Annotated in this window: 14 protein-coding genes and 1 pseudogene; 10 read left to right on the top strand and 5 right to left on the bottom strand. The window is 66.9% G+C overall.

The features are described from left to right. Positions 1 to 65: 65 nt before the first annotated feature. Positions 66 to 1169 carry a fatty acid desaturase gene (locus AB0I14_RS25445; protein ID WP_358027898.1) on the bottom strand — a complete coding sequence of 368 codons (1104 nt, stop codon included), beginning with the start codon at positions 1167 to 1169 and terminating at the stop codon, positions 66 to 68. A gap of 234 nt (positions 1170 to 1403) precedes the next feature. Between AB0I14_RS25445 and AB0I14_RS25440 the strand changes: the two genes are divergently transcribed. After that, positions 1404 to 2072, top strand: coding sequence for a sensor domain-containing protein (locus AB0I14_RS25440; protein ID WP_358027594.1), 669 nt, complete (start codon positions 1404 to 1406; stop codon positions 2070 to 2072). 12 nt (positions 2073 to 2084) lie between these two features. On the opposite strand, the gene AB0I14_RS25435 is transcribed toward AB0I14_RS25440, so the two are convergent. Beyond that, entirely contained in the window at positions 2085 to 3884 is a 1800-nt protein-coding gene (locus AB0I14_RS25435) for a bifunctional serine/threonine-protein kinase/transporter substrate-binding domain-containing protein (RefSeq protein WP_358027591.1), read from the bottom strand. A 246-nt stretch (positions 3885 to 4130) separates the two neighbouring features. Between AB0I14_RS25435 and AB0I14_RS25430 the strand changes: the two genes are divergently transcribed. Continuing rightward, positions 4131 to 6506: a lysylphosphatidylglycerol synthase transmembrane domain-containing protein gene (locus tag AB0I14_RS25430; RefSeq protein WP_358027589.1), complete on the top strand. Its 2376-nt coding sequence runs from the start codon at positions 4131 to 4133 to the stop codon at positions 6504 to 6506. A 304-nt stretch (positions 6507 to 6810) separates the two neighbouring features. After that, positions 6811 to 8757 carry a DEAD/DEAH box helicase gene (locus AB0I14_RS25425; protein WP_358027587.1) on the top strand — a complete coding sequence of 649 codons (1947 nt, stop codon included), beginning with the start codon at positions 6811 to 6813 and terminating at the stop codon, positions 8755 to 8757. Here the strand turns inward: AB0I14_RS25425 and AB0I14_RS25420 are convergent. Beyond that, positions 8741 to 9883, bottom strand: coding sequence for a hypothetical protein (locus AB0I14_RS25420; RefSeq protein WP_358027584.1), 1143 nt, complete (start codon positions 9881 to 9883; stop codon positions 8741 to 8743). The two genes, AB0I14_RS25425 and AB0I14_RS25420, sit on opposite strands and share 17 nt — an antisense overlap. Before the next feature lie 144 nt (positions 9884 to 10027). Between AB0I14_RS25420 and AB0I14_RS25415 the strand changes: the two genes are divergently transcribed. The 3 genes from AB0I14_RS25415 to AB0I14_RS25405 all read left to right on the top strand — a co-directional run bounded on the left by AB0I14_RS25415 (position 10028) and on the right by AB0I14_RS25405 (position 12053). After that, on the top strand, positions 10028 to 10474 hold the full coding sequence (locus AB0I14_RS25415; protein WP_358027582.1) for a hypothetical protein: 447 nt from the start codon (positions 10028 to 10030) through the stop codon (positions 10472 to 10474). Positions 10475 to 10600: 126 nt separating this feature from the next. Continuing rightward, entirely contained in the window at positions 10601 to 11752 is a 1152-nt protein-coding gene (locus AB0I14_RS25410; RefSeq protein ID WP_358027579.1) for an inorganic phosphate transporter, read from the top strand. Between the two features lie 13 nt (positions 11753 to 11765). Beyond that, complete coding sequence (locus AB0I14_RS25405) at positions 11766 to 12053, top strand: hypothetical protein (protein ID WP_358027576.1); 288 nt, start codon at positions 11766 to 11768, stop codon at positions 12051 to 12053. 5 nt (positions 12054 to 12058) lie between these two features. On the opposite strand, the gene AB0I14_RS25400 is transcribed toward AB0I14_RS25405, so the two are convergent. Then, a complete protein-coding gene (locus AB0I14_RS25400; protein WP_358027896.1) occupies positions 12059 to 12937 on the bottom strand; it encodes a cutinase family protein in 879 nt (292 codons plus the stop codon). A gap of 349 nt (positions 12938 to 13286) precedes the next feature. Here AB0I14_RS25400 and AB0I14_RS25395 point away from each other — a divergent pair, with 349 nt between their 5' ends. The 3 genes from AB0I14_RS25395 to AB0I14_RS25385 all read left to right on the top strand — a co-directional run bounded on the left by AB0I14_RS25395 (position 13287) and on the right by AB0I14_RS25385 (position 17876). Beyond that, entirely contained in the window at positions 13287 to 14000 is a 714-nt protein-coding gene (locus tag AB0I14_RS25395) for a TetR/AcrR family transcriptional regulator (protein ID WP_358027573.1), read from the top strand. 200 nt (positions 14001 to 14200) lie between these two features. Continuing rightward, positions 14201 to 15886: a PE-PPE domain-containing protein gene (locus AB0I14_RS25390; protein ID WP_358027571.1), complete on the top strand. Its 1686-nt coding sequence runs from the start codon at positions 14201 to 14203 to the stop codon at positions 15884 to 15886. A 274-nt stretch (positions 15887 to 16160) separates the two neighbouring features. Then, complete coding sequence (locus AB0I14_RS25385; protein WP_358027569.1) at positions 16161 to 17876, top strand: PE-PPE domain-containing protein; 1716 nt, start codon at positions 16161 to 16163, stop codon at positions 17874 to 17876. Here AB0I14_RS25385 and AB0I14_RS25380 read toward each other — a convergent pair. Then, the gene (locus AB0I14_RS25380; RefSeq protein ID WP_358027566.1) at positions 17873 to 19534 is read right to left on the bottom strand and encodes a hypothetical protein; all 1662 of its coding nucleotides are present in this window, start codon (positions 19532 to 19534) and stop codon (positions 17873 to 17875) included. The two genes, AB0I14_RS25385 and AB0I14_RS25380, sit on opposite strands and share 4 nt — an antisense overlap. Positions 19535 to 19676: 142 nt before the next feature. On the opposite strand from AB0I14_RS25380, the pseudogene AB0I14_RS25375 reads away from it, so the two are divergent. Beyond that, a pseudogene (locus tag AB0I14_RS25375) lies at positions 19677 to 20525 on the top strand (hypothetical protein); the annotation flags it as partial.

Genomic DNA, 20525 nt, shown 5'->3' with positions numbered 1-20525 from the left:
TTCTCCCTGTTCGACCGCCAACGGCACAGGGACTGCAGAAGTAGAGTTCCTTTTCGGGATCCCGGTCAGACGGGTGGCGCCGCTCGGAACACTGCACGCCAGCCCGCATCGGGCAGCGCGAGTTTGAAGATCGTCCGCAGGGTCTGCAGGTATTGGCCGGTGATCGACCCGGTGGTATAGGGCAGGTCGTACTTCTCGCACAACGCGCGCACCCGCAAGCTGATCTCCGGCAACCGGTTACTGGGCAGGTCCGGGAACAGGTGGTGCTCGATCTGATAGCACAGGTTTCCACTTGAAAATGCCAGTACCGGACCGGCTTTGAAGTTAGCTGCGCCCAGCATCTGCCGCAGGTACCACTCGCCGCGACTCTCCTCTTGCAACGTTTCCGGGCCGAACCTCTCGGCGCCGTCGGGAAAATGCCCGCAGAAGATCACCAGATACGCCCAGAGATTACGCAGCACGTTCGCGCCCAGATTCGCGACAAGAGTCCGCTTCCAGCGCCGCAGGCTCAGCGCCGGCAGGACGATGTAGTCCTTGGTCAATTGGCGCCCGACCTTGGCGTGCAATGCCTGTCGTGCGGCTGCCTTCCCGTCTTCGGTACTCGCCCGGTCCCTGGCGGAGTAGAAGTCGTGCAGGGCGATCCCCCACTCGAAGATGAGGGCCAACAGCACATTTCGCAGAGGCTGCACCAGATGTTGACGTTCCCATTGCTGGTCGCGGCTCATCCGGAGGATGCCGAAGCCAAGGTCGTCGTCCACGCCCAGCACGTTGCTGAACACGTGGTGGTGGTAATTGTGCGAATACCGCCACTGCGCCGACGGACCCACCATGTCCCACTCCCAGGTGCTGGAGTGGATCTCGGGATCGTTCATCCAATCCCACTGGCCATGGCCGACGTTGTGTCCGATTTCCATGTTCTCGACGGATTTGGCGTAGGCCAGCGTCGCCGTCCCGGCAAGCAAGCCGGCCTTCGACCGGGTGCCTGCGATCAGTAGCCGTGCAGCCACCTCGAGCGCCCGCTGGAACCCGATGGTGCGTCGAATGTAGGCGGCATCCTGCGCACCGAGAGATTCCTCGATGTCGCTGCGGATGGTGTCGAGCTCGGCAGCGATGGCGTCGATGTCCTCGCTGCTCAACTTCGCGTATACCGCGATATTTCTGATAGTCAGTTTCCCGGTCCGTCTGTGTACGGCGGCATGGTCCGGGCCACCTGGGTGAGAGTGCCTCCAGCCTAGGTGCGGATGCGGATCCCTGCCACCGACCCGACTCGTGGGATCACCGCACACCCGGACTTCCGCGGTGCTGCTGTGACCTGTGTGATTGCAGGTGTCCAGAGCATCCGCGAACACTGCGTCCGACCCCGCTGACCAACTAGGATCAGCAAACACGGGCAAGGGGGTCTCATGGACAATCGGCGGGCGGCCATCGCTGCCATTGCGCTGGCGAGTGCCGTCCTCAGCGGCTGCACCCGGGAAGCGGCGGACTCCGACAGCACACAGGTCGATGTCCTGGGCAGCATGCTGGCCAGCGAATCAGAACTCGACACCATCCTGGGCACCAACGGCCTGAGTGCAAAAACCGCGCTCCGTCAGCCCGCCAGGCTCGACGCCGACGAGCACGCCTCACGTCCGGTGTGCCTGGCCGTCATCGGCAACGCCATGGACGAGTTATACCGCGACAGCGGATTCCGGCAGTTCCGCGAGTCACTGTTCGCAGACGAGGGCAACGACCTCGAGGTCGATCAGGCCGTCACGGCCTTCGATACGCCCACAGCGGCACGGGCACTCGTCAGCCGCACGGTGGACGCCTGGCGGCAATGCGCCGGTGAGACGCTCAAGCTCACCTACGACGACAACCGTCGGCCCAGTTCCTTCATGCTCGGCAACCCCAGCGTCGTCGACGAGATCGACGTCACCAACGAGCGGTCGCCGATCAGCCCGCAGCAGGGCAGCCGCCGCGCGATCCTGTCCGTGGACAACCTGGTGGTCGACGTGCGGATCACCGGAACCAACCTCACCGATAACGAGGTGGCGCAACTCGCCAAGGCCATCGCCGGGCGCAACGCGGTCTGACCGCGAAAACCCTTAGTGGAAGGCCCCGTTGATCACAGGTTGGGTGATCATTCCTTTTTCCACGCCCCACATGGTGGCGATCGTGCGGTACTCGCCACTGTCCATCACGTGCTCGAGCGCCGCCCGCAACGACTCGGCCAGACCGGAACCCTTGGCCACCGGCCAGCCGTAGGGCGCCGAGTCGAACACCTCGCCGGCCGGCTCCAATGCACTGCCGCTGAGCTTGATCGCGAACCCCGTGACGGGTGAATCGGCGGTCATGGCGTCCACCTCACCGGCGATCAGCGCGGCCGTCACCTCGTCCTGATGGGTGCGCACCACCTTCTCGACGGCAGGCAGCCCCGCGGCCACACAGGCATCCGATTTGGCCGGGATCTCCTGAGTGTCCTGAATCGTGCTGTACGCCACGCCAACTCGCAGTCCACACGGCGAACCCGGATCGGCCGACGAGCCGGCTCGGCGCGCCCACAACGTGCCCGCCTGGAAGTAGGTGACGAAGTCGGCCTGCTTCTCTCGCTCGGTGGTGTCGGTCATCGAGGACATGCCGACGTTGAAGTTGCCGTCGGCCACCGACGGCAGGATCCCCTCGAACCCGGTCTCGCGGAAGTCCGGCACCAACCCCATGGTGCGGGTCACCGCCTTCATCAGATCGATGTCGAACCCGACGATCTCACCGCTGGAGTTCTTGAACTCGTTGGGCGCGTACGGCACATTCACCCCGATCACCAAGCGCCCAGTGTCACGGATCTCGGACGGCACCGTGTTCGCGATCTCACCCACTGCACCCGTCGGCGCCTGCACCGGACCAGACCCCGCCGAACCGGCCGCATTGGCCACGCGGTCCGAACCGTCGTCGCGCAGCTGCCACACCCCCACCGCGCACAACGCGGCCACCAGAACCGTCGCGCCGGCGATCGCGGCCACCTTCTTCGACACCCTCGCCCGCGTCGGAACCCGTTGCGCCGAATGCCGGCCCGACCGTCCCGTGGTGCGCACCGGGACCGCCAATGCGTCGCGCGCCGCGGCCGCCATAGCCGCCGCAGTCTGATAACGCTTGGACGGCTTCTTCGCCATGCCCTTGGCGATCACCTCGTCGAAGGCCGCCAGTCGCGGATCCTTCTCGGAAGCCCGCGGCGCCGGGGACACCATGTGCCCGGCGATCTGCTGCTCAAGGCTTTCCCCTGGGTAAGGCCGCGCGCCGGTCAGGCATTCGTAGAGCACGCACGCCAGCGCGTAGATGTCGGAGCGCGGATCGGCCTTGCCGCCTTCGAACCGCTCCGGGGCCATGTACGCCAACGTGCCGACCGTGCTGCCCGCGGTGGTGATCCCCACGTCGTCGGCGCAGCGAGCCAACCCGAAATCGATGAGATAGACGAAGTCGTTGTCGGTGATCAGGATGTTCGACGGTTTGACGTCCCGATGGACCAGCCCCACCCGGTGGGCGGCGTCGAGCGCCGTCCCCACCTGCTCGACCAGGCTCACCGCGAACGACGGCTCCATCGGCCTGCCGGTCTTGGTGAGCATGGCGCCGAGGTTCCGGCCCTCGATCAGCCGCATGTCCAGGTAGAGACGGCCGTCGATCTCGCCGTAGCCGTGGATGGGTACCACATGCGGATCGTTGACCCCGGCCGCGGCATGCGACTCCTGCCGGAACCGTTCCTGGAACGCTGCGTCCTGGGCCAGGTGCGGCGGCAGAACCTTGAGCGCGACGATGCGGTCGGTGTCGGAATCGTAGGCCTGGTAAACCTCGCCCATTCCGCCCCGACCGATCAGCTTCTGCAGCTGATAGTGCCCGAATGGGGTCGAATCCACCGTTCAACTCCTCCGGAGCGGCCAATTCAGCGTCGGCATGTCGATCGAAGTTACATCACGTTGCCCGCATCTGTCGGTCCAGATCACATCGGGCGAGCAAAAATTGTCGCCCGCGGTGACGCATGAGAACGATGTGAATTCGTAACGGTCCAGATCACCACCAAATGCCGATATCGGCATCCGATCCCGCTACCTTGGTCGCGGGCTTTGATAGTGCGTCTCCATAACGGGCGGGAAAGGGGGAACATGCGCGTTGACGGACGGGACATCACCGTCACCGGCAGCCTCCTGCAACCGCCGACCCGTCGCACCAACGACATCCTGCGTCTGACACTGGCCGCGATCTTCCTGGCCACCGTCATCACCAGCTCGCTGATCACCCGCTACGAATGGGTGGCACTGGAGAAGTCGATCTCCGAGATCGTCGGCGTGCTGACCCCGACCCAGTCCAATCTGGTCTACCTGGCCTACGGCATCGCGATCCTGGCCCTGCCGTTCGTGATCCTGGTCAGCCTGGTACTCGGGCGGCAATGGAAACTGCTGGGCGCCTATGCGGCCGCCGCCCTGATCACCACGCTGTCGCTGTCGATCACCGCCAACGGCATCGCCGCCCCCAGGTGGCATTTCGATCTCTCCGACCGGCTCAGCTCCCAGCTGTCGCAGTTCCTCGACGACCCGCGCTGGATCGGCATGCTCTCCGCGGTGCTCACGGTCTCCGGGCCGTGGCTGTCCCGTCGGCTGCGGCGCTGGTGGTGGACGCTGCTGCTGGCGTTCGTCCCCATCCACCTCGTGGTCAGCGCCGTGGTGCCGGCCCGCTCACTGCTGGGTCTGGCCGCCGGCTGGTTCGTCGGCGCCCTGGTGGTCTGGATCGTCGGCACCCCCGCCCTGGAAGTCCCGCTCGACGGCGCGGTGCGCGCGCTGGCCCGGCGCGGGTTCGTCGTCTCGGCATTCACCGTGGTGCGCCCGGCCGGCGCCGGCCCGCTGATGCTCGACGCGGCCTCCCAGGATCCGGACTCCAGCGCCGTCATCGAGCTCTACGGCCCCAACCAACAAAGCGGCGGCGCCGTACGTCAGGTGTGGCGAAAACTGCGCCTGCGCTCGAACGAGACCGCACCCCTGCAGACCTCGATGCGCCGCGCCGTCGAGCACCGGGCACTGATGGCCATCGCCATCGGCGATCTCGGCCTGGCCAGCACCTCGACCATGTCGGTGGCCGCGCTCGACCGCGGCTGGACGCTGTACGCGCACAACCGCAAACGCGGTATCCAGCTGGACGAGTGCACCGACGAGACCACTGTCGGGCGGGTGTGGAACGCGCTGCGCACCCTGCACGACCACCAGATCTCCCACGGCGACCTGCGCGGCAAGGAAATCACCGTCGACGACAGCGCCGTGCTGTTCGGTGGGTTCGGCAGCGCCGAATACGGTGCCACCGACGCCCAATTGCAGTCCGACATCGCGCAACTGCTCGTCACCACCACGGCGCTGTACGACCCGGAGTCCGCAGTGGCCGCGGCGATCGAGGCGTTCGGTCGTGACGCCGTACTGACCGCGTCGCGGCGGCTGACCAAGGCCGCGGTGCCGACCCGGGTCCGCGACGCCGTCCCCGACGCCAAGGCCGTGATGGTCGCTGCGCGCGACGAGGTCAAACGCCAGACGGGTGCCAACCAGATCCAGACCGAGACCATCACGCGGTTCACCCGAACCCAGGTGATCCAGCTGGTGTTGTTGGGGGCCCTGGTCTATGTCGCCTACCCGTTCATCAGCACCGTGCCGACGTTCTTCTCCGAACTGCGCACCGTGAACTGGTCATGGGCCCTGCTCGGGCTGTCCGTCTCAGCGCTGACATATGTGGGTGCAGCGGCCGCACTGTGGGCGTGTGCCGACGGGCTGGTGAGTTTCCGCAATCTGTCGATCATGCAGGTGGCCAACACCTTTGCCGCCACCACCACACCCGCAGGCGTCGGCGGCCTGGCCCTGAGCACCCGGTTCCTGCAGAAGGGCGGGCTGAGCACGACGCGCGCCACCGCCGCCGTGGCACTGCAACAGTCGGTGCAGGTGATCGTGCACGTGATCCTGCTGATCCTGTTCAGCACCGCCGCCGGCGCCTCGGCCGACCTGTCGCATTTCGTGCCCAGCTCGACCATCCTGTACCTGATCGCCGGGCTCGCCCTCGGACTGATCGGCGCGTTTCTGGCCGTGCCCAAACTGCGGGGCTGGCTGGCCTCCTCGGTGCGGCCCAAACTCGAAGAGGTCGCGGCCGACCTGGTCAAACTGGCCCGCGAACCTCAACGGCTGGGCCTGATCGTGCTGGGTGCGGCGGGCACGACGCTCGGTGCGGCCCTGGCGCTTTGGGCCAGCGTCGAGGCATTCGGCGGAACCACCTCATTCGTCACCGTCACGGTCGTGACGATGGTCGGCGGCACCCTGGCCTCGGCGGCGCCCACCCCCGGCGGTGTCGGCGCGGTCGAGGCGGCCCTGATCGGTGGTCTGGCCGCCTTCGGTGTGCCGGCCGCGATCGCGGTCCCCGCCGTGCTGCTCTACCGGGTGCTGACGTGCTGGCTGCCGGTGTTCATCGGCTGGCCGGTGATGCGCTGGCTCACCAAGCACGAGATGATCTGAGCCGCTTGCGGCGTGTCGCGGCCGGCAAACACATACCGACCTTGCCCGCCTGTCAGCGACAGTGTCGCTGAGGGGTGGGCACTGGACGCACGAGCTCCCGAGGATCATGGGTGGTCGAGTGGCAAAGCGCGGCTGCAGGAACTCTTCGCATGGTCTGCCCTCAAGTTAGCTCCACCAGCAGGGCATTCCCGCAGGCAAAGGTGAGCGGAAGCGAGAACTTTGCGAAGAGGACGCCGCGAAGCCCGGCTGCCCCGGACAAATCCGTGCACCCGCCCACGGCCCGACAGTGCAATGATGATTTCTCATGGACAGCGCCGACCCCGCCGAGCTGATCCGCCATGCCGATGCGGCGCTCGCCAGGATTGGCAAACTTCGTGCCGAGATCGCCGACCGCATCCACGCGAGCACCGACGAGGTGGTGACCCGGACACTGCAGGCCGCACCGCTGGAGCACCTGCGCCCCTACCTGGCACGCGGCACCCGCCTCGGCGGGCTGGCCAACTCCGAGTACCGCACGGTTGCCGACATCCACACCGTGCCGGCGCGGTTGTTGACCCAGGTGCCCGGCGTCGACATCGAGGGTGCGCAATCGGTCCAGGCCGCGGCTCAGGCCATGGCCGACCACATCCGCACCACCACGCGGCCCCGGCTACGCAAAGAAGACACCGAGCTACTGACGTCGTTGCTGACGTTGGTCAGCGCCGATGCACCCGTCAAACAGTTGCGCCGGCTGATGCCGCGGCTGCGCAGCCATACCGCCTCCGATCAGTTGCGGGAATCGGTCGGCGAGCTCCTCGACCGGATCGAGGAGGCCCACCATTCCCAGGGGGACCCGTGGGGCTCATACCGCGCCGACCCGCAGCCGATCGACCAGTTGCTGAGTGAATTCGCCTCCGGGACAACCGATATAGATGCCGCCCAGGGTTTCGTCGGGGCGGAGGTGGCCGCGCAGGTCGAGCAGACCGTGCTGAACAGATCACTGCTGCGGACCGAATTGCGCGGGTACCAGGAGTTCGGCGCCCGCTATGCGGTGGCACGCGAGCGGGTTCTGCTGTGCGACGACCTCGGACTCGGCAAAACCCTGCAGGCACTGGCGGTCGCCGCGCACCTGGCCGCCGTCGAACAGCTGCGCCACACCGTGGTGATCTGCCAGCCCAACACCGGAATCCATTGGGCCGCAGAAACAGCCAAGCACACCGCGTTGAGGGCGATCGAGATCCGCGGCAGCGAACGCGATGCCCGCCTTGAGAATTGGAAGACCTCCGGCGGCGTCGCCATCCTCTCCTACGACGCCCTGCAGCGCATCAAACTGCCCGACCGCCCCAGCCTGGTCATCGTCGACGAGGCGCACCTGCTGCGCGACCCGAAATCGGACCGGGCCCGCGCCGTCCGCAACGTGTTGACCTCCGACAATCGCGTGCTGTTCCTGTCCGGCGTGGCGATGCACCAGCGGATCGGCGGTTTTCGCCACCTCGCCGATTTCCTGCAACCCGATGTCGCAGGCAAGGTGGCGCCCAACGCGGGCGATCGCGGATCGATCGCATTCCGCCGCGCAGTGGACCGGGTGTACCTGCGACGCGACTACCGCGACGTGGTCGACGAGCTGCCGGGGCGGATCGCCACCGAGGAATGGGTGCGGCTCACTCGGGCGGACCGCGAGCGCTACCGCCAGGCAGTCACCAGCGGCAACTTCAGCGCGATCCGGCAGGGTGCCTGGCCGTCCGGCTCACCGACGCCGGGCGCCAAGCTGGACCGGCTCGTCGAGCTCACCAACGAAGCCCACATCAACGGGGCCAAAGTGGTGGTGTTCTCCCACTTTCCCGCAGTGCTCGAAGTTGTTCGGAAAGCCTTGCCGGGCAACATCTTCGGAACCGTCGACGCGTCAGTACCCGATCAGCAGGCCGTCGTCGACGCATTCGCGACCGACCGCGGCCCGGCCACCCTGCTGGCCCACATCGGTGCCGGCAAGCTGGACCTGCGCCGGCTGAACGCCCCGGTGGTGTTCATCATCGCCGAACCTCAGTGGCAGCCGCGCACCGAACGGCAGGTGATCGGACGCACCCAGCGGCTCAGCGAACTGCACACCGTGCGCATCTACCGGCTGCTGGCCAGAGGCACTGTCGACGAGCCGATCCGCCGCCTGGCCCAGCATCCCGACCAGACTCCCCCACATCAGGACGAGGTGGTTCGGGCCGAGCAGGCCCGGCTTGCCCGGTCCGGGCTCACCGCCAAGCTCAGTGGAAACGGTTGATGATCGGGATGCGCTCGATGATCCGGTCCCGCAGCCGCGGCTGCGGATAGGTCACCGGCGGCGGCACATACGGCGGAGGGCTGTACACCGGGGCAGGCGGGGGCACATAGGCCGGAGCCGGCGCGGGCGGAACGTAGGCAGGCGCGGGCGCCGGAGCGGCAGCGGGCGGCTGGTGTGCCGGCGGGTTGGCCGCCTCGACCGCCGCTGCCGGCGGCGGGGCCGCGGGAGTCTGCGGCGGAGCCGCTGGTGCCGGCTTGGTCGCGGGCTTGTCCACCGGCTTCTGCACCGGTTTCGGTGCCGGGCCGGCCTCGGGGGCCGACTCGTGGATGCTGGCGGCCTGCGCGGTCTCCGATACCGCTCCCGGATGCAGATGCAGCCCGATCGCCGCCGAGGTTGCGATGACGAGCGTCACCAACGCGCCACCCACCACCGACGAGAGCGCGCCGACCTTGGTCCAGTGCATTGCTTTGGCAGGCGCGGCAGCGGTATTCACCGCGAGCGCCGCGGCCAGGCCCGCACCCCGCGCGAACGCCAGGTCGGATTCGGCTGCCGTGATCACCGCTGCCGGAATGGACTCGGCCAGATCGGCCACGATCGGACCGTGGGCATCGGAGCCGAGGATGAACATCGCACTGATCGGCCGGCCGGTGAGTGCCAGGAGCCCGGCGATGTCGGCGACGAACGTGTCGGAACGATCGATGCGGTCGGCGCTGACGTCGTCCGGCGTCACGATCGCCACCACCGCGGCGTCGGGTTCGACGACGCAGACGGCGATGTCGTCGTGCTCGGTGATCTCGGCGATGCCACTGGCCAACATGCCGGCCGCCTCGATCTCCGACACCGCGAAAACATTTCCGTAGCCCCGGGTATCCAGAGACTGCATGATGTGGCCGGCCAGCGGCGCAGCGTCATTCGTCCAGGTCACGCCGATCGCGTGAATGCGGTGTCCGCCCTCGAGTTCGGTGTCGTCCACCAACCCGCGCAGCAGGCCGTCGGGGTCATAACTGGCGGCGTCGTCGAGGGAGATCGCGCCGCGGTCGAGCGGGCGCCCCTCGCCCGTCGTGCCTTCGACAAGCACCCACCGAACGGCTCTCGAAGTCATCGCGAGGCCGAGCACGAGATCCATACCGATCCCCCGATCTGCCTAGTCAGTCATCAGTCAGGTTACCGGTGTGACGCCGCTTACACGTGGGTGCGGCGATCTACGCGCAAACTCTCCTGCCGGCGTCCCGCCGCGCCAGAACGGTTGCACCCCATAAGCTCGCTGCATATGAGGTACATCGCCGCCGTCCTGGCCGCCACGTCTGTGCTCGCCGGATGTGCTGTCGCGGGCAAGCCCACCGCGGCCCCGGTGACCGATGAATGGCGGCAGGCCGTCATCGACGCGGTCGTCGGACTCGGCACTCAACTGGGCCCGATCGGCGATGCGATGACGGCGCCCGTCACCGACTACGGCGCACTGCACAACGCGTGCACCGACCTGCGTAGGTACGTCGACTCGACCCAGCCCAAAGTCCTGCCCGGGCCCGACGTCGCGGTCAACAACGCCTTGCAGGAGGGCTTAGACGACTTCCGCAGCATGGCCGACCAATGCGTGGAATTGACACCGGCAAACAGTTCCGCCCGGCTGACGAAATTGGGCGCCACCATGGACGAGGCCCACTTACACATCAACAAGGGGCTCAAGCTTCTCGGCGTCGACATCCCGAAGCGCTGAGCCACGCCCGGACCCGCTACCACACACCGACGATTTCCGGGGCGCTACCGCCAGCCCGTAAAAGTGACCGAGAACTCAGCCAGTTAATTAGGTTTCCGTTGCGATTGTGTTCAAGAATTGTTTACCGTGTCGTTACAGTTTCTCCTGCTGTGCATCGTCGTATTCACCGCTTTGATGTTCGACTTCACCAACGGCTTTCACGACACCGGCAACGCGATGGCCACATCGATCGCCAGCGGAGCACTCAAACCCCGCACCGCCGTAGCGCTGTCAGCGCTGCTGAATCTCGTCGGCGCCTTTCTGTCCACCGCCGTTGCGGCCACGATCGCCAAGGGTCTGGTCGATGCCGATCTGGTAACCCTCGAGCTGGTGTTCGCCGGACTCGTCGGCGCCATCCTGTGGAACTTGCTCACTTGGCTACTGGGCATCCCGTCCAGCTCGTCGCACGCCCTCATCGGCGGCATCGTCGGGGCGATGATCGCCGCGGTCGGCGGCCACGGCGTGATCTGGCACGGGGTGGTTTCCACCGTCATGGTGCCCGCGGTTCTCTCGCCGCTGATCGCCGGCCTGGTGGCCTGCATCGCCAGCTGGCTGGTCTACCGGTTGATCCGCGGCCTGCCCAAGGACCGCACGATCGCCGCGTTCCGCTACGGCCAGATCGGCTCGGCATCCCTGATCTCACTGGCGCACGGCACCAACGACGCCCAGAAGACAATGGGCATCATCTTCCTCGCCCTGATCTCCTACGGCGCCGTCGACGAGTCCGCGACCATGCCGCCGTTCTGGGTGATCGTGGCCTGCGCCGTCGCCATCGCCCTCGGCACCCTCTCGGGTGGCTGGCGGGTCATCCGCACCCTTGGCAAGGGGCTGGTCGACACCGAAGCTCCCCAGGGCATGGCCGCCGAAGTCTCCTCGGCGGCAACCATCCTGCTGTCCAGCCACTTCGGGTACTCACTGTCCACCACCCACGTCGCGACCGGGTCCATCCTCGGTAGCGGACTGGGCCGGCGCACCGAGGTGCGCTGGGGCGTCGCACGCAACATGGCCACCGCCTGGCTGATCACGCTGCCGGCCGCCGGGCTGGTGGGTGCGCTGACCTACTTCCTGGTGCACGGGATCGGCGGCTTTGCCGGGGCACTGGTCGGGTTCCTGGCCCTGATCGCCGCGACGGTGCCCATCTGGCTCAAGTCACGCAAGCCGCCGATCGACCACAAGAACGTCAACGATGCGTGGCAGGGCAGCCTCACCGCGGTCGACGGCACGGCTGAAGGCAAGTAGGGACGGCATTCGTATGAACAACTGGATCAATCTCGTGGCCGTCGGCAAGATCCTGCTCTTCGGCCTGGCAGTGGGCGCTTCAGTACCCACCCTGTTTGCAATCGGCGTCCGGCTGCACATCGCAGGCGACGTTGCCGAGGGCCCCGCGGCCGCAGGCCGTCGCCGCCTGCTGCTGGGCCTCAGCTGGGTGATGTTCGCGTTGGTGCTGGTCGTCGTGGCTGCCGGCGTGCTGTACATCGCGAACAACTTCATCGGCCATCACACCGGCGTCTACCTATTCGGCAATAACGCGCACCACTAGGCCGGCTATACCGGCGCAACAGGCGGCGGCGGGGCCGGTGCGGGTGCGGCGGGCGCAGCGGGAGTCGGTACTGCGGGACTCTGAGCAGGGGCGGGACCGGGAAGGTTCTGTGGTGCCGGGCCCATGTGTTGAGCGGACTGCGGAGACTGTGCGGGCTGAGCCGGCGGGACCCGCGACGGCTGCGCCGGGCCGGTACCGACCAGCATCGCCGGCGGGACCGGCTGAGTTGCCTCCTGCGCCCAGTCGTCCTGAAGCTTGCTCGCCGCGAACGCCGCACCCTGGTTCACCAGGCCGGCCTCCGCGTACTGGGTGTGGATACCGAAGCTTCTGCCCTGCGGGTCGCACACCAGGTCGTTGTCGACGCACAGGTCGATGGCTTTGGCGGTGTAACCCGGACCGACGACAACCGAGGGGTTGTTGATCACCTTCATGAAACGCGGCGACGGTTTCCCGAACAGCGCCACGGCCGCCACATGGTCAGCCACATCAGGCGGCATCGGCGCAGGCACGTCCGCTGCCGAAACTCCGTCGGGCACAACGCTGGCCGTCACGAAGCCGATGACCGCCGCGCCCTGAGAGAAACCGCCGAGCACCATCTTGGTGTCGGGGCAGTTGGCGGCGATGGTCATGATGCGCGCTCGCGCGTCGGCGATTCCTTGGACGGCAGTCGGGAAGTCAGTGGTGGCGGGGTAATCGACGGGATAGACCTCGACCGATTTCGCACCGACGTTGGCACGCAACGAGTTAACGAACGCCTCGCCGGTATCCCCTACTCCAGGCGCTTCCATGGTGCCGCGGGCGAAGATCACCTCAGCATCCGGGCACGGTGCCGCATTGGCGGACGGCATCGCCATGTTGTTCAGCACGGAAGCCGCCCCCGCCATGACGGCAACCAAACCGGCACTTCCGAATCTTCCCACCAATTTAGGGTGGCACAACACCGCTGCACTCGCGCTCCGAGAATGCGAAGCATAGAGTTCCCTCAAGAACCAAAGAGAACTCTCAAGAAGTGGGCCAAGACGTTTGGCATCCGCTCAGTCTCAGTACGCCCGGCGCAATCCACTGAATCGCCTTTCCCGCAACAACTCTCGGCGATCGTGCGATAGGTGGATCTGGCCGCGCGCCGGCGCCCCGCAAACCCGGGCCGGCATCGTCTGCCGGGCACCCAGGTCGGGCATCAGAAGGTCGGCATCCGAGGATCTAGGTGCCCGTGGCGCCACTACACTGCGATCCATGGGTAGACCGCCGGTGGCCCCCGATGCGCACGAAACGCCGGAGCCCACTGCAAAGCCCCGCGGGCAGCGCACGATCCGCGGACTCGATGCCGAACAGCGTCGTGCCCATCGCCGCGAACAACTGTTGACGGCGGCCTTCGAGCTGATCGCGCGCGACGGGTACCCGAACACCTCGATCGAGCAGATCTGCCAGGCCGCATATGTCGGCAACAAAGCGTTCTACGAGGTGTTCGACAGCAAAGAGGACTGCTACCTGGCCCTGCTGACTCAGATCGCAGAACGAATCGAGACACAGGCGGTCGACGCGCTCGCCGATGCCCCCGATGATCCCGACGAAACCGTCCATCGCCTGCTGTCGGCCTTCGCCCACGCACTTGTCGACGATCCCCGCGTGGCCGTGGTGGCTTTCGGTGAATGCGCCGGGATCTCGCCGCGCGTCGAACGGCTCCGCCGCGAGAATCGCCGCTGGACCGCGGCCTTTCTCGAAGGACTGTGGCGGCAGCGCGAGTTTCCCTGCCTGCCCGAGGATGACGCGGTGGACTACCACGGCTTGGCGGTCTCCACCGTGGGTGGCCTGTTCGAGAGCGTGGCCGACTGGCTGCACCAACGAGAGATCAACAGCGACTCGCCGCCGACCATCGACACCCTGATCGGCACCATGACGACCTTTGTCTCGGTGGTTCGTGCCGGGATCGCGGCGTCTTCGCGCTGACCTCGGAAAACGATTGCAACAAGAGTTCTTGTTGCAAAAAGTCATCCTTGCCATAACTTGTACCCGCTGGTAACTTTCGGCCCGTACGCAGTGGCGTCCGTCACATTCCGCCGCTGATGCGTTGGCAGTCCCTCTCGAAATTGCGGCCGCGTCCAGACACCTGGCCGGCCGAACCAGCCACGAGGAAAGAAGGAACACGCATGAACGGTCGGGGTCGCCGGGGGGCGCCGCCGCGCAGTGAGCGTCGGCAGCGCGGTTCACGTCGTTGGGGGTCCATGTTGATGGCCGGCGGCGTCGTCGTCGCCGTTTCAGCCGGGGTCAGCGTCACCACTCCATCCGCCACTTACAGTGCCGCGGTCCGGTTGGTCGGCACCACGATCGGCGTGGGGCCCTCGTTCGACGGATTCGGGTTGAGCATCCCGCTGTTCTTCTACGGGAGCACCGTTCCCGAAGGCGACTCGTTCCACACTGTCCCCTACCCGGCCCAGATCAACCTCGACTTCCCGATCATCTCCGAACTTCCTGGACTGTCCGACATTCCGTACTGGCCGCACTCGCTCAAACGGTCCGAGGAGATCGGTGCCGGTTACCTCCAGCAGGACATCGCCAACACACCGGCCGACGACAAGGTCACGATCATCGGGATGTCGCAGGGCACCGAGGTTGCCGAAATCGTGCGGGCCAACATGGACAAAGACCCGAATTACGTTGCGAATGCCGAGAATTACGAGTTCGTACTCATCGGCGACCCCTACCAGCCCAACGGCGGCATCCTCACCCGCTTCACCTCGTGGAGCGATGTGCCCGTACTCGGTGACATCTTCCCGCTCGGCCGACCCGGACCGTCCGACAGCCCCTTCAAAACGACCTATTACCAGAACCAGTACGACGGCTTCGCCGATTTCCCGGCCTATTTCAACGTGCTGGCCATCGCGAATGCCTTGGCCGGCATCGTGTTCGAACATGTATTTCCCGGCTACGTGCTCGAGCATCCCGATGCCCCCAACGCCGTCACCACCCAGGTCGGCAACACCACCTACGTGACGCTGCCCCAATACCTGCCGCTGTTGGCGCCGCTGCGCATCCCCGCATCCCTGATCGGCGCAGAACGATTCGTCGACGCGCTCGACCCGGTGCTGCGAGTGTTCGTCGAGATGGGTTACGACCGCACCGCAGATCCCAGCCAGGTCAAGGAATTCGGCTGGGTCACCCCTGACGAGAAGATCCACGAGGCCCTCGACGCCTTACCGGGCGCATTCAAGCAGTCACTGGCGATCCTGGGCGGCGAGACCTACACCCCGACCCTGCCCCAGCCCGTAGTCTCCGGCACCGAACCCGAAACCCCGGTGACCGAGCATCCGATTGATCCCGTGGGCACCTCGCCGTTCGAGCAAGGAGTGCGGCACACGGTCGTCGACGTGGCAGGGGTGCTGTCAGACGCAACGCGGCCGCTGGCCAAGGTCTTACAGGCCATCGGCGCGGCAACGGCGCCGAAGAACGCTGTTGAACCCGTTGACGGTGCCGCTCCGCCAACCGCCAAGGTTGCCGCCGAGCCGGACACCGTGGCCAAGGACGAAGCCGACGCCGAGAGCAGCAACTCGCCGAAGCCCGCCCCTTTCAGCCGGCACGGGCAGGCGCGAACGGATTCTCCTCGAACCGATTCGGCGCAGCGACGGCTGAGAGCGGTCCCGGCCGCCGAGGGTCCCGAGAAGCGCGATGTGAACACGGCACCCAGCGGCGAGGCGACGCATGACCCGGCGGCAAACGCTTCGTCGGGAACCGATCACTCCGACCGGGCTTCGACTCGATCAGCGAGGCGCGCCGCGAAGTCGGCAGGTGCTCAGCGCGACGGACGTTCAAAGCAAGCGAGCGCCCACGCAAGTTAGCCGTCGCCGGCACCTGCGGGGATTAGTCGACGGTTCTGCCAGCACCGTCGACGAATCTTCCTTTGCCCCAATAACTCTTGGCAGTCAATTGACGAGAGAAGTCCGCAACCGCCGTTCGAGAAGATGCGGATTCTCGCTGTGAGCGGCATGGCTCGCTGGTAACTTTCGGACCCTGCGAGCGGAACAGCGGCGCACGTCACATTCACCCGTTCGCGCCGACAGGCCAGGCCTTTTCGGCCGCGCCGGATCACCACGGGGGAAAGCAGGTGCACGCATGAAGGGTCGGGGCCGCCGAGAGGCGTCGTCGCGCAGAGCGCGTCGGTGGGGTTCGATGTTGTTGGCCGGCGGTGTCGTCGTCGCGGTGTCGGCGGGAGTCACGGTCAACACACCAACGGCCACCTACAGCGCCGCGGTTCGACTGGTCGGCACGACGATCGGCGTGGGACCGTCCTTCGACGGATTCGGATTGAGCGTCCCGCTGATGTTCTACGGAAGCACTGTCCCGGAAGGCGACTCGTACCACACCGTCCCCTACCCGGCGTTTATCGGCATCAGCATCCCCATCATCTCCGATCTTCCGGGACTGTCCGATCTTCCATACTGGCCGCAGTCACTCAAACGATCCGAGGCGATCGGCGCCGGCTACCTGCTGCAGGACATCGCTGCAACTCCGGCAGGCGACAAGGTGAGGATCATCGGCGTATCGCAGGGCAATCAGGTCGCCGAGATCGCGCGTACCCAGATGGCCAAAGACCCGAATTACGTTGCGAACGCGCAGAATTACGAGTTCGTCTTCATCGGCAATCCATACCAGCCCAACGGCGGCATCCTCAGCCGCCTCGCATCCTGGAGCGACCTGCCGGTAGTGGGTGACATCTTCCCGTTCGGCCGTCCAGGTCCGTCCGACAGCCCCTTCAAGACCACCTACTACCAGAACCAGTACGACGGCGTCGCCGATTTCCCCGCATATTTCAACGTGCTGTCCCTCGCGAACTCCCTCGCCGGAATGGCGTTCGGGCATGCCTTTCCCGGCTATGTGCTCGAACGTCCCGACGAGCCCAACGCGGTCTCCACCCAGGTCGGCAACACCACCTATGTGATGTTGCCCCAGTATCTTCCGCTGCTGGCACCCCTGCGGATCCCCGCATCCCTGATCGGCGCAGAACGATTCGTCGACGCGCTCGACCCGGTGCTGCGGGTGTTCGTGGAGATGGGTTACGACCGCACCGCAGATCCCAGCCGGGTCAAGGAATTCAGCTGGGTCACCCCTGACGAGAAGTTCCAGGAAGCACTGAACGAGTTGCCGGGCGCGTTCCAACAGTCGATGGCGATCCTCGGCGGCGAAAAGTACGTCCCCACCCTGCCGCAACCTGTGGTCTCCGACGCCCCACCCCAGACACCGCTGCCCGAGCATCCGGCCGATCCGGTGGGTACCTCGCCGTTCGAGCAAGAACTGCGCCACCTCGTGGAGGGTCTGGCGGGACCGCTGTCGGAATCCACCCGGTCGTTGGCCAAGGTGCTGCAGGCCATCGGTGGTGCAACGGCGCCGCGTAAGACTGTGGCGCCGGTTGAGCCGGTTGACCGTCCCGCTCCGGCGGACATCAAGGCCGACAACAAGGTTGCCGCCGACGACGAGTCCGGGGGCAACGCCGATGCGAACGCGGATGCCAAGGTCGTCGCCAAGGTCGAGACCGACAACGAGCCGAAGGCCACTCCGTTCAGTCGTCACCCACGGACACGATCGGACTCCCCGCGCACCGATTCGGCGCCGCGATTGAGAGTGGTTCGGGATGCGAACGACACTGGGCCGCGCGATGGCAACGCTTCGCCCGCCGACAAGTCAACCCGTGAATCTGCGCCCAAAGCCGCGTCGGGCAACGGGCAGCCTGACCGGACGTCTGCTCGTGCGGAAAAGCGCGCGGCGAAGCAGGCCGCGAAGTCGGCGGACACCCAGCGCGACCGGCCCTCGAAGCGCGACCGTGCAGGCTAGGCGTCCGATCGCGGGGGCTGCGGACGACGCTGGATCCGCAGCGCCTGCGTCGGCACCTGAAGATCGGTGGTCGGCGGCGCCGCCAGTACCGTCGTCGAATCTTCTTTCAGGCGAACGATTCTCGGCACCGACGCCGCCCGTGGTTGCCGGACGATGGTCGGCGGCGCGGAGTCTTCGACGGCAGGCTTTGACGGGACCACCTCCGTCGGCGGTTCCGGGGTCACCGGCTTGGCCGAACGGGTTTCGCGTCGCACCAGGTAACCGGCGAACGGTCCGGTGAACACCATCACCACCAGCACGAGCAGGCTGAGCACACACACCGTGACGTCGAACGTGCTGGTGATCTGCTGGGCCAGGTTGTTGCCGTAGATCGCCGCGGGCGCCGACCCGGCGTAGCGCGGCGCCAGGGCGACACCGATGGCCACATTCGCCACCGTGAAGACGAACAACACCGCGCTGAAGGCCGCGGCCACGGTCGTCGACGTCAGCCCCTTGTCGAGTTGGCGGTGCAGCCACCGTGCGACCAACGCGGTCACCAGATTGAACACCGTCATCGCGACCGTGTCGTACAGCGCGCGCGGCAGGTCGAGCGACAGGGCGATCAGGAAGTCGACGACCCGCAGCGCCGCCGCCGCGAACGCCCAGAAGGTGATCAGCGTCAGGCACTTCTGCGCAGCGCCGCGGTAGGCACCGATGGTCGGCGGCTTGATCAGGAAGACGGCGTACAGCGTCGTCGGCGCGACGATGGCGGCCGCCGCGGCCCACGCGAGGTAGCCCTCGTAGCCCACTGCCGCCGTCGAGGTGTTCTGGGCGATGCCGTGAAACGCGTCGATATCGCGGCCGATGCCGGCCAGCCACACCAAGGTGGCGGCGATCGCCCCCGAGACGCCGATGGCCGTCGTGGCCAGCCGGGCCGCCCCGGTCCGCTCGGTCAGCCAACGTGAGGCGATGACCAGGGCGATCATCGCCTCCGCGCCGTAGAGCAACGTGGTTGCGATGACAGCGATGTCATGCCCACCGAACTCGACCTGGGTGACGAACAGGTACCGCAGCCGCCAGTAGACGTTGAACGCGACCGACAGCGTCGCCAGCGCGATCGACAGGAACCCGATCACCCGCGCGACGGCATACCAGCGCCGAAACTTGTTGTCCTCGATTGTGATCGACGTGATCGGCGGCTGCCCGGCGAGCAGCGCACCCGCGACGCCGAGCAGCATGCCCGGCCCCACCCCCGGCGGTACGGCCCCGGTGCCGCCGCCGCGCACCGTCTGCGCCACGTGATAGCCGACGAAACAGATGACCACGATCAGGTAGGCGGCGCTCAGCGCGAGCCGGATTCGGCTGGTGCGCCGAACGTCGGACCTGCCGGCGCCGAGGCGGAACGGGCCCAGGTGCGGTGCCAGTGCGGCGGCGATCGCCAGCAGCGTCACGACGGCCAGCATGACGAACGTCGACCCGGCGCTGCCGGGGACGCCGACGCCGAATTCCAGGTTCCACGGGAGCAGCATCGCGATGACGAGAAGCACCACGGCGAGGGCGTCACGCACCCGGTTGGTCCGGGTGGGTACGTAGCCGACCCGCGGAGCACGCTCCGCCGCCGGCGTGGCCACGGTTGCCACCTGGACGGTGGCGGACGCGTCGTAACGCTCGTCGCTCACGAACCGATTCCTTTCTATGAGTGACACCGCACGGGATCCCACCAGGGTGCTCACTTTTGCTCCGACGCACAAGCAGGTTCAGCCGTCGAGGCTGACCGGTAGCTTTGAAGGAGCTGATTCGAGTTAAGCAAGGAGTGGAACCGTGGACGTAGTCCTCGGGGTGGCAGTCACCGGGCGAGTGGCGCGCTTGGCCATGATCGGTTCGCCCGCAAGTGGCGGCCAGGTCCTGGACCAGTACGCGCTGGACCTGCCCGACGACCTGATCGCCGAGATGTCGGAGCTGGCCGAGACCATCATCGGCACCTACCGCGCGGTGACAGAGTCGGGTAACCGGGTTGCCGCGACCCGACTGTGCCTGCCCGACGATTCGGCGGCCGGCACACTGCGCCAGACCGTGCTCGACGCCGGAGTGCCCAACGTCGAGGTGGTGGCCGAAGCCGAGGCCGCTGCGGCCCTGGCCCGCAGTGTGGGCGCCGACGCCGCCTTGCTGGTGGCCGACGATGACACCGTGTCGCTGACCGTGGTTGGGGACCGCATGGCGGCACCGGCCCCAACATCGGCGACGTTGGCCACGATCCCGATCGGCACCGCCGGGCCCGCCGCCGCGTGCGCGGCCGTTCTGCAGCGGATGCCCGCCGACGCAGCCCCCACACGCGTGTTGCTGGTCGGCCAACGGCTCGATCTTGATTCTGTTGCGGCAGAGCTTCGTTCGACCGCACCGGTCGAGGTGGCACCGGACGCGGGCTATGCGATCGCCAGGGGCGCGGCCCAGTTGGTCGACGACATCGCACCGGCCAGCGCCTCCACTCAGATGGCGCCCGTCGTCGGTGTGGTGCCCCAGGATCCGACCCAGATGGCCCCCGCGGCCGCCGACGCCACCCAGATGGCACCCGCCGCCGCCGACGCCACCCAGATGGCACCCGCCGCCGCCGACGCCACCCAGATGGCACCCGCCGCCGCCGACGCCACCCAGATGGCACCCGCCGCCGCC

The organism is Mycobacterium sp. NPDC050441, from assembly GCF_040655355.1.
Classification (GTDB): domain Bacteria; phylum Actinomycetota; class Actinomycetes; order Mycobacteriales; family Mycobacteriaceae; genus Mycobacterium.
The sequence above is the reverse complement of the archived record's forward strand: the minus strand, read 5'-3'. Positions and strand labels throughout refer to the sequence as shown.